General features: G+C 39.4%; 15 protein-coding genes. 8 read left to right on the top strand and 7 right to left on the bottom strand.

Annotated features, from left to right (window positions below):
* Nucleotides 1–75: 75 nt before the first annotated feature.
* Entirely contained in the window at nt 76–249 is a 174-nt protein-coding gene (locus FHS59_RS12255; RefSeq protein WP_184495431.1) for a hypothetical protein, read from the bottom strand.
* 106 nt (nt 250–355) lie between these two features.
* Between FHS59_RS12255 and FHS59_RS12260 the strand changes: the two genes are divergently transcribed.
* The 4 genes from FHS59_RS12260 to FHS59_RS12275 all read left to right on the top strand — a co-directional run bounded on the left by FHS59_RS12260 (nt 356) and on the right by FHS59_RS12275 (nt 4,854).
* The gene (locus FHS59_RS12260) at nt 356–2,302 is read left to right on the top strand and encodes a DUF294 nucleotidyltransferase-like domain-containing protein (protein WP_184495432.1); all 1,947 of its coding nucleotides are present in this window, start codon (nt 356–358) and stop codon (nt 2,300–2,302) included.
* On the top strand, nt 2,299–2,970 hold the full coding sequence (locus tag FHS59_RS12265) for a 3'-5' exonuclease (RefSeq protein WP_184495433.1): 672 nt from the start codon (nt 2,299–2,301) through the stop codon (nt 2,968–2,970). Before FHS59_RS12260 ends, FHS59_RS12265 begins: the two co-directional genes overlap by 4 nt.
* A gap of 134 nt (nt 2,971–3,104) precedes the next feature.
* Entirely contained in the window at nt 3,105–4,346 is a 1,242-nt protein-coding gene (locus FHS59_RS12270; protein WP_184495434.1) for a hypothetical protein, read from the top strand.
* A gap of 19 nt (nt 4,347–4,365) precedes the next feature.
* Nucleotides 4,366–4,854, top strand: coding sequence for a HEAT repeat domain-containing protein (locus FHS59_RS12275; RefSeq protein ID WP_184495435.1), 489 nt, complete (start codon nt 4,366–4,368; stop codon nt 4,852–4,854).
* 40 nt (nt 4,855–4,894) lie between these two features.
* Here FHS59_RS12275 and FHS59_RS12280 read toward each other — a convergent pair whose 3' ends face one another.
* A complete protein-coding gene (locus FHS59_RS12280; protein WP_184495436.1) occupies nt 4,895–6,292 on the bottom strand; it encodes a DUF4403 family protein in 1,398 nt (465 codons plus the stop codon).
* A gap of 73 nt (nt 6,293–6,365) precedes the next feature.
* Between FHS59_RS12280 and ytxJ the strand changes: the two genes are divergently transcribed.
* The 3 genes from ytxJ (at nt 6,366) to FHS59_RS12295 (ending at nt 10,893) form a co-directional block, all read left to right on the top strand.
* On the top strand, nt 6,366–6,707 hold the full coding sequence (gene ytxJ, locus FHS59_RS12285) for a bacillithiol system redox-active protein YtxJ (protein WP_184495437.1): 342 nt from the start codon (nt 6,366–6,368) through the stop codon (nt 6,705–6,707).
* Between the two features lie 92 nt (nt 6,708–6,799).
* On the top strand, nt 6,800–9,691 hold the full coding sequence (locus FHS59_RS12290) for an outer membrane beta-barrel protein (RefSeq protein WP_246388421.1): 2,892 nt from the start codon (nt 6,800–6,802) through the stop codon (nt 9,689–9,691).
* A 131-nt stretch (nt 9,692–9,822) separates the two neighbouring features.
* Nucleotides 9,823–10,893, top strand: a complete 1,071-nt coding sequence (locus tag FHS59_RS12295; protein WP_184495438.1) for a BF3164 family lipoprotein — start codon at nt 9,823–9,825, stop codon at nt 10,891–10,893.
* Between the two features lie 106 nt (nt 10,894–10,999).
* Here FHS59_RS12295 and FHS59_RS12300 read toward each other — a convergent pair whose 3' ends face one another.
* Complete coding sequence (locus FHS59_RS12300) at nt 11,000–11,566, bottom strand: fasciclin domain-containing protein (RefSeq protein WP_184495439.1); 567 nt, start codon at nt 11,564–11,566, stop codon at nt 11,000–11,002.
* Between the two features lie 199 nt (nt 11,567–11,765).
* Between FHS59_RS12300 and pheS the strand changes: the two genes are divergently transcribed.
* The gene (gene pheS, locus FHS59_RS12305; RefSeq protein ID WP_184495440.1) at nt 11,766–12,794 is read left to right on the top strand and encodes a phenylalanine--tRNA ligase subunit alpha; all 1,029 of its coding nucleotides are present in this window, start codon (nt 11,766–11,768) and stop codon (nt 12,792–12,794) included.
* Between the two features lie 87 nt (nt 12,795–12,881).
* Here pheS and ccsA (FHS59_RS12310) read toward each other — a convergent pair whose 3' ends face one another.
* The 4 genes from ccsA (FHS59_RS12310) to ccsA (FHS59_RS12325) all read right to left on the bottom strand — a co-directional run bounded on the left by ccsA (FHS59_RS12310) (nt 12,882) and on the right by ccsA (FHS59_RS12325) (nt 16,962).
* Entirely contained in the window at nt 12,882–15,401 is a 2,520-nt protein-coding gene (gene ccsA, locus FHS59_RS12310) for a cytochrome c biogenesis protein CcsA (RefSeq protein ID WP_184495441.1), read from the bottom strand.
* Nucleotides 15,402–15,427: 26 nt separating this feature from the next.
* On the bottom strand, nt 15,428–15,844 hold the full coding sequence (locus FHS59_RS12315; RefSeq protein WP_184495442.1) for a cytochrome c maturation protein CcmE domain-containing protein: 417 nt from the start codon (nt 15,842–15,844) through the stop codon (nt 15,428–15,430).
* A gap of 105 nt (nt 15,845–15,949) precedes the next feature.
* Complete coding sequence (locus tag FHS59_RS12320; protein ID WP_184495443.1) at nt 15,950–16,192, bottom strand: CcmD family protein; 243 nt, start codon at nt 16,190–16,192, stop codon at nt 15,950–15,952.
* Between the two features lie 95 nt (nt 16,193–16,287).
* Entirely contained in the window at nt 16,288–16,962 is a 675-nt protein-coding gene (gene ccsA / locus FHS59_RS12325) for a cytochrome c biogenesis protein CcsA (RefSeq protein ID WP_184495444.1), read from the bottom strand.
* Nucleotides 16,963–17,035: the final 73 nt, after the last annotated feature.

Raw genomic sequence — 17,035 nt, forward strand, 5'->3', positions numbered from 1 at the left:
CCTTTTGAAACGAAATAACCAACATTTCGACTTCGCTCAATGTGACAAAAACCAAATTTAAGACAGCTTCATTTTTTAATCTTTTGGTGCTGCGTCATTTTCCTCCTCATCCATTTTTATCTGTGAAACGATGGAGTCGGGAGAATCCATCTCTTGTTTATAGAAATTGTGCACACCGACCATAAAAGCAACAATCATTGCCCAAGTCAGCTTTCGCAGGTATCTATACGATTTAAAAAATGGATTCATGGCTATTAATTTCTTGTTTCTTTTGGTCAAAGGCTATTCCATAAAATTTTCTTGACACTTTGTCAGCCTTTTTAAAATAGAGTTCTCTAATTAGTATATTTCAGACATGGCCAATGTGATTGTCAATAGAGTAGCAGAATTCCTGAAAAGCTTTCCTCCGTTTTCCTTTCTTTCTAAAGAGGATCTCGAGTTGATTGCCTCGAATGTAGAAATCAAATACGTGGAGCAGGGAGAGCAATTATTTTTGAAAGGAGATCCTGCAGAGCCTCATTTTTTTGTGGTGAAGGAAGGGGCAATAGCATTGACAGAAAACAGAGGGGGGAAGGAGGAAATAGCAGAATACTGCGATCAAGGAGATGTTTTTGGGGTATTGGCACTTTTGGGAAAACGCCCCTATGTTTTAAATGCCCAAGCTTCAGAAGATAGCTTGATTTATATGATCCCAGTTGCCGTTTTCGAGTCTATTCTGGAACACAATAGCAGAGTTGCTCTGTACTTTGCGGCAGGTTTTGCCAGCGGGCAAGTGGTCGTACGCCTAGATCTTTCACAAGGTCAGATTGCCAGAAAAGCCCTTGGAAATCATTCTCAAGATCATTCCTTGCTGATATTTTCTGATCCTTCTGTCATAAAAATCTCTGAAAATGTCCTGACAGGAAGTGAAAATCTGAGTATTCAGGAAGCAGCCAAACTGATGAGCTTTCAGGAAGTCAGCAGCATTGTCATTGTAAATGAAAAAGGTTTTCCAAAAGGAATTCTGACGGATAAAGACCTGAGAACTCGGGTAGTTGCAGAAGGAATTTCTTTGGACACGCCTGTTTCCAACCTGATGAGCGATCAGCTTATTGTAAAAAAGAGTGATGCCGGTTTTTCGGATTTATACCTCTGTATGATCAGAAATAGGTTACATCATTTAATCTTGACAGAAGACGGCAATTCGAATAGCCCTGTCAAAGGAATTATTTCTGATCATGATATTTTGCTATCCATGGGAAATAGTCCTGCGGTGTTGATTCATGCTTTATTGAATACGCAGGATTTATCCGAAATGAGAGCGATCAGGGATCGTGCTGAGCAAATGCTTCGGTATTACCTGGAAAATGAAGTAGCCATGGATTTTGTTGCTTCTGTCATGACCGAAATCAATAATGTGATTATTTCTCAGGCAAAAAATATTGCGCTGAAGAAGTATACCCATGAATATCCGGACTTGCAGCACATAAAATTCTGTTTTCTAAGTCTCGGTAGTGAGGGCAGGGAAGAACAGTTGCTTCGAACAGATCAGGATAATGCTATCATTTATGAGGATGTTCAAGAGGATTTAAAGGAAAAAGCAAAAGAATATTTCTTGAAAATAGGATCTGAAATAGTGGAGATCCTGATCAAATGCGGGATTTCGCCTTGTCCTGGAGATATCATGGCAAGTAATCCAAAATGGGTTCAGCCTTTATCGGTATGGGAGGAATATTTTTCTGATTGGATATTGAAGCCAACGGAACAGGCTCTGCTGAATGCCAGTATTTTCTTTGATTTCAGACCCGTGGCCGGTCATTTCAGTCTTTCCGAGCAGTTGACAGAGCATATTTATCAAGAGGTCAGTAAAAAGCATTTCTTTCTAAATTTCCTGGCAAAGAATGCTTATTTGAACCCAGCTCCATTGGGGTTTTTCAAAGGATTTATTGTTGAAAAATCTGGTGAGCATCGAGACCAGTTTGATATCAAAGCCAGGGCGATGATGCCTTTGGCGGACCTTGCAAGACTGTTGACACTGAGTCATGGTTTGGTGAAAATCAACAATACTTTCAAAAGATTTGAAAAACTCGCAGAGCTAGAACCTAATCATACTGAGCTTTTTATTCAGGCTGGCAAAGCCTATGAAATATTAATGAGAATGCGTGCTTTGGAAGGATTGCAACACGGAACGAACGGTAGGTATATCAATCCAGAAAGTTTAGGAAAACTTCAAAAACAGCTTTTGAGAAATACTTTTTCTCCCATTTCTGAACTTCAGGAAATTGTGAAAATCAGGTTTCAATTGGATTATTTCGCAAAATGAACTGGGGATTTTTCAAAAGATCTAGAACTCGTCCCAAGGATTTTGTCCAAGAATTTTTGGATTCAGCCAAGACCCAAATTCCAGATATCCGTCGGATTGATCAATTGTCTTTTACCATCTTGGATACTGAGACTACAGGTTTGGATCCGCAAAAAGATCATATTCTTTCTTGCGGAGCGGTTAAAATTGAATCCCAAATTATCCATATTTCTTCAGCCAAAGAATGGTATTTGGAGTCTACCAAAAAAGGAAAAGAGGCTGTTTTGGTGCATGAGCTGATTGGAAGTAATTCGAAAATAGAACTGGAGAATTTTGCCACTGAACTCTTACAATATGTAGGCAAAAGCATTCTAGTTGGCCATCATTTGGGCTTTGATCTCGCTATGCTGCAAAAGGCTTTGAGCCCATTTGGGTTTTCGGAATTCCCAAACCCTAGTATTGATACCATGAATCTGGCCATTCGTTTAGATTATGGATTGTTGGTAGACCGGAGCAGAATCAATTTAAAAGAGTATTCTTTGGATGCACTTTGCGCGAGGTATATGATCAAAACTGAAGACAGACATACTGCAGGAGGGGATGCTTTTTTAACTGCCGAGTTACTTTTGAAACTGCTGAAGAAAGCTGAAAAAAAAGGAATTGAAAACTGGGGATTACTTCAGAAATAGAATTGAAAAAAGTTGAATTATAGTAAGAATGATTTTGCTTTTTCAAATCTGAAAATATAATGTAAGTATTTTAAAATCAGTGAAATATACTTATATTTAATAGGTTTTTTTGTCTCATTTTTCAATTCAATTCTATGTCAAAACTTCAAATAGACCCTCAATTACTTGTGCAAAATGAGCTGCTAGAAAAGCTCAGAAATCTGCAAGCAATCCCTGTACATCCGATTACCACCAAATACTGGTCCTTAGGAGGATCAGGTGGTTGGTTGGGAACATCGACTACTGGGATTTTGAAATGTCCGGACGGCGTGGGTTCGTTCCAGCATTATGTCAATGGTTCCATCTATTATCATCCATCCACCGGAGCCCATGAGGTTCATGGTTTGATAAAATCCAGATGGAAAAGCTTAGGATGGGAAAGAAGCTTTTTGGGCTATCCAAAAACGGATGAAACTGCTACTCCAGATGGAATTGGGAGATTTAATCATTTCCAAGGGGGAAGTATTTATTGGTCTCCTTCCACAGGAGCTTGGGAAGTACATGGTGCTATTCGAAGTAAATATTCCAGTTTAGGTTGGGAAAGAAGCTTTTTGAAGTACCCTCTTACCAACGAAAATACCTGTCCTGATGGGGTAGGTAGATATAATCATTTCCAGGGAGGAAGTATTTACTGGAGTCCAAGTACAGGAGCGCATGAAGTTCATGGAGCAATACGGTCACATTGGGCATCTTTAGGCTGGGAAAGAAGTGCTTTAGGATACCCAACTTCCGATGAATTGGTAGTTTTTGGAGGTGCGGCCAGAATCTCACATTTCCAGCATGGAAGTATTTATTGGTCTTCCACTGCAGGAGTTCGAGTTCTTAAAGAGCGAGTTCGTGTGCATGTGAAAATTCTTACGATGCCTACCCGATTTACGATTAACGAACAGTTTGCGGCTATGCAGGAAGTGTATGCTGTGGCAGGAATTCGAGTAGATTGCGCAACTACAGAAACGCTCAATTTGCCAACTTTGGCAGATGTGGATGTAGGAGGATGTACGATGGGTTCGGTTACACCAGAGCAAGTGACGCTTTTTGGAAACAGGAATTTTGTTGGGTCCAATGATGTGGTGGTTTACTTTGTAAACAGTACAGTGCCAGGTTATAATGGTTGTGCCGCTTTTCCTTCTGGAAGGCCAGGCTGCGTGGTCGTTAGAACTGCAAGTCGCTGGACTTTAGGTCATGAATTCGGCCATGTTTTAGGACTGAGCCATGTTAATAATAACGATCGACTAATGACTGGAAATGGTACATTTAATATTACCAACCCTCCACCAAATTTGACTTCGGGAGAATCCAGCACCATGCGATCAAGTGGACTCAGTACAAATCTCTAACCCAAAATTTTTAGAACTTATGGCACAAACTAGAAAAAAGGCCGCATCAACTGGCTTTGACCCACAGGAACTTCTGGACTTCCTTAGACAGGATGAGTTAGACTATCCTGCTGGTGCAGCGAAATTCGGAAAAGAAGCACTTCCATTATTGAAAGAACTGATAGCAGGTTCAGATGAAAACCTTTCTATGAAAGCAGCCTATTTGGTAGGTTATATCGACGATGAAAGTGTAGGTGATATCTTAAAAGAAGCAGCTGAAAAAGGATCTTCAACGATTCGAATAGCAGCAGCTTTTGGAGCCCAAAAAAGATCTCCTGAAGTAGCAGAGGCAATTCTGTCGAAAGCGCTGGATGATACCAATCCTTCGGTAGTGAAATTTGCGATGAGATCAGTTTCGGCTATGAAAATGCAAAATAAATTCAAATCCAAAATCGATCATATTTCCAAAAACTTCCTGGATGAGAATATTAAAAACTCAGCAAAGGAGCTCATGAAGAAAAATAAATAAGTGAACCTAAAATCAGGGGAAGCAAATCGCTTCCCCTTTTTTATTTCCAGTCAAAGTTAACCTTACCTGTTGACTTAATGTGGACTGTTAATCCATTTTTAGTTGGGAAAAAGCTTTCAGGATTTACTTCAAGATTCGATATGCTTAAATCCGCAATGCCAGTCTTCAGACCAAGTCTATCCTCGATGCTGGAGATACTTTCTTCCAAAGTACTTCCAATCGGGAAAACTGCTCGTTTTTCTATTTGATTGATGATCTTTCGTTTTTTTAATCCAACACTAGTCTGAGCTCCAAAATTTCCGCTTTCCATTTTGAAGTTGATATCGGTGAAGTATAAACTTTGGCTATCTGGGTCGAAAGCGGGCTTGCCGATGATGAAGAGTTTCCCATCCAGACTTTTTCCATTTGTCTGCTCGGCAAAGAAATCCATCGTGATTTCTAGAAATTCCCCGAAAGCCTGACTTTGGATATTACTTGGAGTTAAAACTGTTTTTTTATCAACTCTGATCGGGACGTTGTTTAGATTTTCTCCGAGAAGTTGATCGAGTTTTGCATAGCTGAGAACCCAAGGCAGTGTGATTTCAAGAAAGTTATCTGCATTGGTGTTTTCGGTAATTTTAGGGAGTGGAAAAGCTCTACTTGGTGCAGCATTGGCAGGGTGCGTATTGACCTTTCCATCCAGTCCAAGCCAAAGGTTTAGATTTTGGTTTTGATCAAAGAATTCATTCAATTCCACCGATTCAGGTTGGATAGAAAAAGCTGTTTGTTCGCCTTCCCAATTGATCGTAAAAGGCTTTCCGACTTGATTCCAAGCCAGGTCAACCACTGTTTTTAAAGAGAGTAATGATTTGGAAGAATTCAGGTTTTCTTCTCCCCATTTCTGGATTTCCTTTTCCAGAATTCCACTCAAATCTATAGTCATTCCCAGTAAATCCAGATTCATTTGCCCTCCCAAATCAACTAATTCAAAGTCTTTGAAAGAAACACTCCAGTCAGGATTGATGGTCGGGTTTACCACAATAACAGGAGATAATGTCTCATTCAGAGGAAGTTTAGATTGGATAAGACTTCCCAGTCCTTTTCTCTGAAGGCCGATTTCTCCTTGCAGTTTCAAAGGTAATGTGAGTTGGATTCGTTGGCTGTCCAAAGCGGTATAGCTTGGATTTCCATTTTTACTCAACTTAATGTTTCCTTCTACACTTCCCATGGAAAGTTGATCGTCCTGAATCAAAACAGTAGGAATGGTCTGATTCATGATTTTGTAAAGTGTCTCCTGCGGGATTAGTACCGGTACATTGACGGAAGAAAAAGCCGGAGGGGCGATGATCGGTTCTGGTTTTGAATGGGGATTGAAAGACTTACATGAAGCCAGACAAATTAAAACCAGGGTGAATAGTGAGAATGATTTTAGGTAGATCCTGTTGGTTTGTATTTTCATTTTTTAAATTCCGTAATCAATTAGGGAACTTTATCTTCCCCAAAAATATTGCCTCTTTATTAAAAGGATAAAAATGAATTGGAATAATCTGACCCAACTGCATCAAATAGAAGACATTAAGAGCCTTAGTGAGGATGTGCCTGTTTTGATTTTTAAACATAGTACCAGATGCTCTGTGAGTAGCATGTCTCTGAATCGATTGCTCCGCAACTGGAAAAATGAGGATCATGAAAAGGTTATACCCTATCATTTGGACCTGATTGAAAACAGAGAAATGTCCGATAGGATCAGCCAGGAGTTTGGAGTTCCACATCAGTCTCCTCAAGTCTTGGTCATAAAAAATGGAAAATCTGTTTATGACACCAGTCATTTTGATATTTCATACCCTGATATCATGGAGGTTGTAAAGAAATAATTAAACTTTTAAATGGCTATTTGGCCATTTATCCTTCGGATTTTCCTTTCTAATTTTTCTTTAGTTCCGCACTAAACCTTTGACATATTTCTATGGTCAAAGAATCAGATATTTGCGCAACTATGAGAAACATGTATAAATCTATTTTGCTGATTTTTTGCTTCCTGCTGGTGATAGAAGCTTTTGGCCAAAGGCCTCAAGGTCAAGGGCAAAGACCCCAAATAAAACTGACCGGGATAGTGATGGATGGATCCACCAAAACTCCAATGAACGGGGCAAACGTCCTGATTAAAACTTTGGCGGACTCTTTACTTTTAGGAGGGGTGACAGATGCTCAGGGGAAATTTGAGCTCAATAGACCGATGATTCCTCAGGTCAAAATCGAAATTAAATTTATTGGTTACGAAACAATCACAAAAACTCATAGCTTCAGAGATCCGGCAGATTTGGGAACGCTCGTTTTAAATGAAGACACACAGACTCTTGGTGAAGTGGTGATCGAAGGACAATCTCCTGTTGGTGAAATGAGAGGTGATACCACTTCTTTTAATGCCTCAGCTTTTAAGACTCAGCAAAATGCTCAAGCGGAAGACCTGATTAGAAAATTGCCTGGAGTCACGATTCAGAATGGAGAAGTTCAGGCGCAGGGCGAAACTGTTCAGAAAATTTTGGTAGATGGAAGAGAGTTTTTTGGTTCTGATCCGAACATTGCCTTGAGAAACCTTCCGGCAGATGCGATTGATCGTGTGGAGGTTTTGGATCAGAGATCTGATCAAAGTCGATTGACAGGATTCGATGACGGTTCCTATACCAAAACCATCAATATTATTTTAAGAGAAGATCGTAAAAATGGCCAGTTTGGACGAATGTATGCTGGCTATGGGACAGACGACAGGTATTCAGCAGGAGGTAGTCTCAACTTATTTAGCGGGGATAGAAGGGTGTCCATTTTGGGCCTAGCTAATAATATCAACCAACAAAATTTCTCAAGCCAGGATTTGGCAGGTGTAAATGCAAATAGCTCTGGAGGTGGAGGAAGAGGTCGTGGAGGTTTCGGCGGAGGAAATAATAATTTCTTCACTGGAAGTAATGGAGGTATCAATACCACTAATTCACTTGGCCTCAACTATTCTGATAAATGGGGCAAAAAAGTAAATTTCACAGGCAGTTATTTCTTCAATAATTCCGCAAATAAACTTCAGCAAATCACGAATCGGGAAACAGTGGTGAATGAAAGCCTCACTCAGTATTATCAGGAAAGCGTATTGAGTACTACTGATAATTTCAACCACCGGGTTTCTGGAAGATTAGAAGCTGATCTAAACGATAAGAATTCAATCATTGTCACTCCAAATATCTCTATTCAGAATAACAAGAGTTTCAGCGATCGAGATGCATTGACTACTGCTAGTACCGGAGATTCTTTGAGTGCTTTGAGATCGATTACCAACTCCGAAAACAAGTCTTACAACATTTCGAACAACTTCACTTACCGATATAAATTCGATAAAAAAGGAAGAACTTTTTCTACGGATATCAATACTTCCTGGAGTAACAGAGATCAAAATTCTGATCTGATGGCAGCCAGTATCGACTACAATAGAGACATGCTTGATACCACCATGCAGGAGACCTACACTATTTCTAAAGGATTCAATTATCGAATCAACGCAACCTTGACTGAGCCTTTGGGAGAAAAATCAATCGGTACAATCGGCTATCAAATTGGGAATAACAAATCCGATTCGGATCAGAAAACCTATGTTTTAGAAGCAGAGCAAAGCAATTACTTATTGGATACCGCTTTGAGTAATGAGTTTATCAACAAGTTTATCACTCAGCGATTAAGAACCGGTTACGCTTACAATAACAATGGATTGAATTTGAATTTCAACTTAGATTATCAAAATGCCAAGTTGGATAATGAAGCATTTTTCCCGACAGAAAGAGTGTTTAATAGAAGTTTTAATAACCTATTACCAGGGGCAAGTTTAAGTTATAGAAATCGGGAAACAGGGATTTCTTACCGAGTGAGATATCGTACCAACACAGATGAGCCGAGCGTTTCCCAGTTGCAGAATGTGGTTAATAACCAGAACCCATTAAATCTTAGTGTGGGTAATCCGAATCTGGGTCAGAGTTATAACCACAACATTTTCATGAATGTGAGCAAGATCAACATGGAGAAAAACAAGACCATGTTTATGTTCTTGAATTATTCCGGAACATCCAATTACATCGGAAGCAGTACTTTTATCACAGCTCAGGATACTTTGATCAACGGTGAGATTTTACTGAGACCTGGAGGTCAGATTTCGCAACCGACCAATTTGGATGGCAATTTCAGAACCACCTTGTTTTTCACCTATGGCACTCCTGTCAAAGGAATTAAAACCCAGTTTAATATGAATACCCGGATTAACTTTAACAGAATCCCGGGTTTGATTAATGGGGAGAGAAACCTGAATGACAACCTTTCATTGGGTCAAGGAATAACATTTACTTCTAATATCAGTGAGAATGTAGATTTCACATTGAGTACGACTGGTACTTATAACATCGTTAATTCAAGCTTACAATCAGCTCAGGATAATAACTACTACGTGCAGGAGTCAAACTTGAGATTGTACTATTCACCAAATGGCGGCAAATTGTTTATAGGAAACAATATCAATCATAGCCTTTATAGTGGTCTATCTGAAGGGTTTGATCAAAACTTCTGGCTTTGGAATATTGAAGGCGGATATAGATTTGCGAAGAATAACAAAGCTGAATTGAAAGTGGTGGTTTTTGATTTGTTGAATCAAAATAACAGCATCCAAAGAACGATTTCCGATGTTTCTGTAACAGATGTTTATACCAATGTTTTGACGCGATACGGTATGTTGACATTCACTTATATCCTGGGGAATTTTAAGCAACCGGAAAATCCACAAGGAGATCGTCCATGGATGGGAAGACCAGGTGGAGGAAGAACTTGGTAAAGTGTGATATACGAAGCTTGATTTAAGATTTACGAGATCAACTATTATTCGAACCGACTGGAGTTTTTCAGTCGGTTTTTTTTATTCACCGAATTACTAAATTTTAGTATATTAACTATATTGTCTGTCAAATGAAGTTTATTTACCAATTTTCTATCCTCACCTTTTTATTTTCTTGTGCAGCAGAATCGGAAAAAGGAAGCCATCGAGTGCTTAAGATGGAAGATTTCAGAGAGATTGCGATTGCCTCAGAAAAGCACTTCTTCGAGGAAGTTATTAATCCAACTGGTATTGGACTTGCTCATGACAAACTGCTGATCTCTGAAGCTTGGCGTGTCCCAGTAGAACACCCACGCATGCATTTGGTCAATATCTCAAATTGGACTTACGATAAGCCAAAGGGTAAACACGGACAAGGACCATTAGAAATTACAGATGCCGAATTATTGTATTCTCCTGATCCAGGTACATTTTGGATTTACAATATGGATCGTCGGAAATTGGCTCAATTTTCCATTCAAGATACCTCATTGCTAGCTATTAAGGATTGGAAATTTCCTGAACCTATGATGGATCTTTGGTTTTTAGAATTTGGTCCAAATGGGCATTATTTGGGTGTTCCCAAAGAAAGTGAATACAAAATACAGGAGTTTGATGCCAATGGAAATTTTGTCGCTAATTACGGTGAATTTGAAACCTTAGAAGGAAGGCCTGATCTGACTAAATTACAGATTTCACTTTTAATGCGAGGCTGGTTTGAAGGTGATCCAAAAAGAGGTCTCTATGTCAGGGCATGTCTCCACTCAGATTTACTGGAAATATTTAATTATAAGACGAAAGAATTTTTTACACTAACAGGCCCGAATAACTCACTTCCAGAATTTGAATATTTAGAATCGGAATACGGTGGAGCTATGGCTTTTGATAGGAATGTAACTTACAGATACAGGGATATCGCATTGACTGAAGACTATGTTTTCGCACTATACGGTGGTCATGGTCAGATGGACTACAATGAAACAGGGATAATGGCAGAGCAGATTTGGGTATTCGATCATAAAGGAAAGCCACTTTATAATTTAAAACTTGACAGATCAATCATCCAAATCGTTGTGAATGAGACTACCAACGAAATCTATGGACTTACCACAGATGAGGATCCCGGAATCGCAGTTTTCCAGATTCCAGAGGAGCTTTTGTAAGTTGGGATTTATAGCGAACTTTGCAAGCCTTCGTGTTTTTTGCGGTTTAAAACAAAAAAAACCGACTCCCTTTAAGAAGTCGGTTTTAGATTGGGTAATAATAAAATTACATTTTTGGAAGAACTACGGTATCCACTGAGTGAATGACACCGTTTTTCTGCCAAACGTCCGCGATGGTTACTTTTGACTCACCACCGTTTTCGTCTGTAATGTAAAGATCTTTTCCTTTCATCCAAGCAGTTAATTTTCCTCCTTGTACAGTTGTCAGTTCAGCTTTACCATTTCCTTTTTTAATCGCAGCTGCGATATCTTTCGATCCCATTTTGCCAGCTACCACATGGTAAGTTAAAACTGCCTGTAATTGTGCTTTGTTTTCTGGCTTCAATAGAGTCTCAACCGTTCCTTTTGGAAGTTTATCGAAAGCCATGTTATCAGGAGCAAATACTGTAAATGGGCCAGCTCCTTGAAGAGTCTCCACCAAACCTGCGGCTTTCACTGCTGCTACCAAGGTGGTGTGATCTGCAGAGTTTACTGCATTTTCCACGATATTTTTAGAAGGATACATTTCTGCACCACCTACCATTACTGTTTTTTCCATTTGTGCAAAAGCCAAGTTTGCTGATAGAAAAATAAAGGCTGCAAAAGCCACTTTAAAGAAGTTTTGAATGTTCATGATTTTGTAAGTTTTGATGATTTTTAGTTTTCGTATTTGAGGAGAATTACGTTCCTCATGGCAGAATTGGATTGAGTAGATTTTTTTATTTCTTTAAATTCATGACAACCGATAATTGAATTAGCCTGAATCCAATTGGATTTTTTTGTCCTAAAAAGCCTAAAACCCTTAGCTTTGTGGCTTGATAAAATTGCAAGGCATGTATCAGGAAAAAATTGAAGCGATAAAAGCTGCTATTGCCGCAGCTGATGCAAATACACCCGATGAATTGGAATCCTACAGATTGGAGTATATCTCCAAAAAATCTGTAGTAGGAGAGCTTTTTGCCGGTATGGGGAAAATCCCAAATGAGGAGAAACGTGCCTACGGCCAATTAGTAAATGGAGTGAAGCAATTAGCTGAGGAAAAATTTCAGCAATTGATTGAGAAAGTCAGCTCAGCAAATAAAAAATCAAAGTCTGCGGATCTTGATTTGACTTTGCCGCCAACAAACCAAGGAATTGGAGGTATTCATCCTTTGACAGCGACGAGACAACGGATCGTAGAGATCTTTGAGAGAATCGGGTTTAATCTTTCCGAAGGTCCTGAAATCGAAGATGACTGGCATAATTTTACTGCTTTGAATTTTCCTGAAAATCATCCGGCAAGAGAAATGCAGGATACCTTTTTCATTGAGAAGAATCCTGATATTGCACTTCGAACGCATACCTCTTCTGTACAGGTTCGTGTCATGGAAAATCAAAAACCTCCGATCAGAACGCTATCACCAGGAAGAGTTTATAGAAACGAAGCTATTTCTGCGAGAGCTCATTGTATTTTCCATCAAGTGGAAGGCCTCTACGTGGATGAAAATGTAGGTTTTGCTGATTTGAAAAACACCTTATACCATTTTGCAAAGGAGATGTTTGGGAAAGGAACTCAAGTTCGCTTCAGACCTTCTTATTTCCCGTTTACTGAGCCTAGTGCTGAGATCGATATCACTTGTTTGATCTGTGGTGGCAAAGGCTGTAATGTATGTAAAGGAACAGGCTGGGTAGAGATCGGTGGTTCTGGAATGGTAGATCCAAATGTGTTGGAAAACTGTGGAATCGATTCTAAAAAATATACCGGTTTCGCTTTTGGAATGGGGATCGAACGAATTGCGATGCTGAAATATCAGATCAAAGATCTTCGTCTATTTACGGAAAATGATGTGCGATTCCTGAAGCAGTTTAAACCCTTGCTTTAGGGAATTCACTTTAAATGATAACAAGAAAAGCCCGATTTAATCGGGCTTTTCTTGTTTCAATATATTATTGATTTTAAGAATTAAATCTTACTCCAATCCTTTATCTCGCATCTTTTTGAATTCATCAAATCTTCTGAAGATTGCTACGGAGAAACCTGTTAACATGATGATTGTTCCAACCCAAAGTACATTGATGTAAGGCTTTACAATCGCTTTCATCACCACATAGTCTTTCTGGTATTGGTTTACTTTGAAAACAAATTTGTTGTCCTCTGGTAGGATATTTTCTAGAGAAACTTTGATGCCCAGTTCAGAATCTACAACCGGGATCTTGCCGATCTGGTTGTTTCGGATGATGAAAGTAGGTTCTAATAGTTTTTCGACATCATAATCCAAAATTCGAAGCTTTGCTTTCACAGCAACATCACCTTCCTGAAGCACATAACCATCCAATTCCTCCAAAACTTCTGCGCCATCGAAATAAGTTACGAAGTCAGCGACATGGAACTGTTCCCCAGGAGCCACTTCATAGGTCTCAGCCTCTTTCCAGTCTGGATCTTCGTAGTCATTCATTGCTGCTACATAAGTGTACAAATCCTTGTCAAAATAGATTTTGGAGTCCGGAGAAGAAATTAATCCACCCATCCCAGCATTGAACTGAGACATTGGATTCAAAGAAAACTGAAGCACCTCGTTTTTGTAATAGTCGATTTTGAAGTAATCATTTTCCTCCAAGACTAAATTGACTGTATCGCCTTTCTGGAAGTAATCCTTGTAATCCTCCAAAGCCACAGATTTGTTGACCAAGCCTGTTGTCTCAAGAATTTTGGCAGGTACATATTCAGGAACTCCTACCACTTTCTTCTGACGGCCTCTGTAAGTTACCGTATAGTCTTTCATCTGAGTTGGCTTGTTGATCCAAAGCAAAACATGCTCTTTGTTCAACTCATCTTCCCAGCTGTTGCTATAAGTTAATCCAGACATATTGATAGAGATCACATCTGAATAACCTGAGCTAAACATAATTCCAATCAACATCATCCCTAAGCCTATATGGGCCAAAGAGCCACCTGCAAGCTTGAAAGTAGATTTTTTAAGGATTTTAGCGAGAATTACAGAGTTGGCAACGATGGTAAATGTTGATGCCAAAACAACAATAATGTACTTCCAATCATAAACCTTTGTAAAAACAATAATCCCTGCTGAAAGTAAAACCGAAGCAATATATGGGGTAACCAAAGTATCTTTCAGGGTTTGCTTGTCCATTTTTTGCCACCAGAAAAACTGGCCAACGGCTGTTAACAATGCCAAGGCTATAGCAAACCACAATTGAAATTTCGTGTAGAATTCTACCTGGTCTGCAGGAGGAGCCATATTGGATATTCCTCCAAAGCTTTCAACTATCGCATTCCAAGCAGGAATAGATGTAGGAAGAATGACCTGGAAAGCCATCAGTCCAAGAGTAGTAGCACCAATGAAAACCCAAAATTCTCGGGAATAAACAGAGGCTTCTTTCTCAGATGTAGGAATGTTTTTCCAAGCTCTGACTGATAAAACTACAGCTACCAGGGCAAAGAAAAGTAAATAAATAAGTAGCTGTCCAGATAAGCCTAAATCGGTAAAGGAATGGACAGATGCATCTCCCAAAATCCCTGATCTGGTCAAGAAGGTGGCATATAATACCAAAATGAAACTTAAGATCACTAAAACAATGGACGTCTTCAAAGCGGTAGCACTTTTCTTAAAAGTGATCATGGTATGGATCGCAGCCACGAGAATCAGCCAAGGAACATACACGGCATTTTCTACAGGATCCCAGTTCCAATATCCACCAAAGTTCAATGTGACATAAGCCCAATAAGCACCCATGATAATTCCCATTCCAAGAATCATGGCAGAGAAAATCGCCCAAGGTAAAGCTGGACGAATCCACTCAGAATATCTTTTCATCACCAAGCCTCCCATTAAGAAAGCAAAAGGTACTAGCGTGGAAGCATATCCTAAGAAGAGTGTAGGAGGGTGAATTACCATCCAAATATTTTGAAGCAAAGGATTCAACCCTGTTCCATCTTCTGGAACAAAGTCAGGATTCATCTGAAAGATCGGTGCTTGGGTCGCGTCCCGCAAAAGAATAAAAGGAGAGCTACCAATTTTCAAATCGCCAATAACCACTCCCAAAATCATGGAAACCAGGAATGCCTGAACCAAGGCAAATACTACCATGACAGGACCTTCCCAGAACTTATTCGTATTGATCAAAATAGCTCCCAAAACCACATTCCAGAAGATCCAAAGGATAAATGCTCCTTCTTGACCTTCCCAGAAACTGGAAATCATATAATGGACTGGGAGGGCTTTGGAACTGTGTGAATAGGCATAAAAGTACTCGTACCGATGATTATAGATAATTTCAAATAGTGAAATAGCAATCAGCGTGGCAGAAACGCCATGAATGTAAAAACTGATTCTGCTGAATCTTCTCCAGCTAGGTTTTTCGAGTTCGTTTGCACGGAAATATTGGATGTAAGCATAAGCCGTAACCAATGCAGTGACAAAGGCCACGATGGTCATCATGTGGCCAAAATTTCCGATAAATGTGTTGATCATGGATTTTTTATTCTAATGCAACTCTCTCACATTCCTGCTGCCTGCACGTCTGTTTCCTGATATTTGGATGGGCATTTCATCAGGATTTTATCTGCGATGAAAATGTCATCGGCTTTATATTGGCCAATAACCACCACAGATTCTGAGCGGGTGAAATCCGCTGGAACAGGTTCGTTATAAAATACTTCTTGTTCTGTCCCATCATTATCTACCAATACAAAGGTGAAAGAGGTTTTATCATCTCTCACATTTAATCCTGTCACTTCTCCTGCAACGTCTTTTTTCAACTGGCCCACCACATGGATAGGTTTGTCGTTTCCATCTTTTTTCATTTCAAGCGCAGTGTTGAAACTTTCATAACTACTCGCATCTCCGATCGAAGTCATGATGATGACAATAGCTACAGCGATGATTCCAATACCTATTAAATGTCCTTTTTTCATCTGTTAATAATTTGTTTTTCAGTGGTCAGATGGAATCTCACATTTCACAAAGCCAGTACAATTTGTAAGGTACTTTGATATGCTCGATTTCATAATTCCTGAATATTAGGATTGAATGTTTTTTTCAAGTCTGCTGATCTTTCTGTCAGTGCTGATCAAGTAAACGGTGATTCCTGCGAAAATCAAAACAATCACTCCTACCAACACATAGATTTTGCCGTCTGCTCTCATTGCGTCTGCCATTTCCACAGAGTTGTTTGAATAGTCAGATTCTGTGACCGGGATTTTCTCTTGTGCCAAAGCTCCAAAAGAAAAAATCATCATGGCTATAATCAGTAATTTTTTCATGTTTTTATCATTTGATCTTCAAAGGCCACAAAGAATCCATTTTACTGGGTATTCTTTTAGAATTGTGACAGTTGAAACATCCTTTATTTCATCATTTATGAATTAATCATTCTATCCTCAATCGTCCTTTCCATCCTACGCATTCTTACTCGCACAGTTGCTATCCAGCCTCCTAAAAGAGTCCATCCTATGATAGCCGGATAAAAAACCATTCGAAGTTTAGAATCCAGGTCATAGGCATTGAAACCTGGATTACCTCCGTTACCTGGATGGAGACTGTCTGTCAACCTAGGTAATACAAAAATTAATGGAATAAATGCTGCGAAAGCAAAGATGTTATAGATGGCTCCGATTCTTGCTCTTTGCTGAGAATCTGTAAGCGAGTTTCTTAAAATCAAGTAGGCGAAATACATCAGAATGCCGATTGCAGCTGCATTTTGCTTGGGATCACCACTCCAATAATCTCCCCAAGTGAATTTGGCCCAAAGCATCCCTGTCACGATCCCTAATACTCCATAAAGTATCGCTGCTCCAGCAAATTCAATAGCCATGTCATCATGTTTGAGATCATTACTTCGCAAATACTTGATGCTGAAATAAACAGAAATAGTCAATAACAAAATCATCCCAAACCACATGGTCACATGGAAATATAGTGCTCGAATGGTCTCGTTTAAGATCGGAAGACGTGGTACGTCCATCAGCAATCCCGCAGTTAATGTATACAGCAGCAGGAGGATGGTTAGTATTTTCCACCAATTTTGGCGCATAGGGTATTTTTGCTAATTCAAGCGCAAAAATAAGTCATAAGTTCCTGAAAACGCTGCTTTTTCTGAGTTCTTT

Origin of the sequence: Algoriphagus iocasae, assembly GCF_014206875.1 — a bacterium.
GTDB lineage: Bacteria > Bacteroidota > Bacteroidia > Cytophagales > Cyclobacteriaceae > Algoriphagus > Algoriphagus iocasae.